Annotated in this window: 1 pseudogene; it reads right to left on the bottom strand. The window is 33.6% G+C overall.

Annotated elements, in window-relative coordinates:
• Nucleotides 1-255: 255 nt before the first annotated feature.
• Nucleotides 256-909, bottom strand: a pseudogene (locus C5470_RS23180) (IS4 family transposase); the annotation flags it as partial.

Here is a 909-nt window from a genome sequence, read left to right as displayed (position 1 = left end):
CAATGGCATTCGGTTAAGCTTCTATGCCTGTGCGCCAAAACAGTTCCAGCGAGTTCGGGGCTGCATAGATTTTCTTGGATAGTGCCTTCCTGGTCTTAACCGTTGAGTCATTCTGCCAATTCGCATGTGTAATGAGTAACAGTATGATTTTAGATGTGTTTTCTTTACCCCAAAGATTAGAAGAGTGAGGTTTTCTACAACCCAAAATAAACAATTTTTAAAGTTATACTTCACGTTTTTTTTACCGTTAGTGTTTTAAGCGAGAGTTATATCCTTATCAAGATCGCCTTCTGATATTCTTGCCAGATTCAATAATAACACATGTGCATGGATTTCTTGCCTGACACCATACTCGTTATGTGAGTGAAAATCTTCAATGCAAAGAATTGATTTTGAAATTTTATATAACTCTTCGATACTCCACCGCTCGTGATATAGTTCATAAATACTTTCTGATTCATAATTATCCTCTTCAAGGAGAGTCGTGGCGAAAATAATTTGTTTGTTTTGATTGGTGAATTTAATTAAACGTAACTTAATTGATGGAAAATCTTAAAGCAACCCTCTTTTTCTGAGCTCTGACTTAACAGCTTCGGAGGGGGTATATTCAAATATCAGATCACTTTCGGAAAATTTTTTGATAATTTTATTTCTATTGCCTTCTTGAATTCTAAAAACCGCATTTAAGTCATTATTTGTGATTTGATGTAACATGTAATAACTAAAATACCCTCTATCAAAAATAATGACATCATTATTTTTTAATCTTGAAAAATGCTTCAATGCACAAGCTCTTTCATTATTATGTTCAACAAGATCAATGTCATATATCAAACCATTCATAACATCATAAAGACAACTCATCATAGCATAGGGATAATGTCGGGACGTATTCTTGGGGGTTTTATA

Source organism: Photorhabdus stackebrandtii (assembly GCF_011189495.1).
GTDB classification, from domain to species: Bacteria; Pseudomonadota; Gammaproteobacteria; order Enterobacterales; family Enterobacteriaceae; genus Photorhabdus; species Photorhabdus khanii.
The sequence above is the reverse complement of the archived record's forward strand: the minus strand, read 5'-3'. Positions and strand labels throughout refer to the sequence as shown.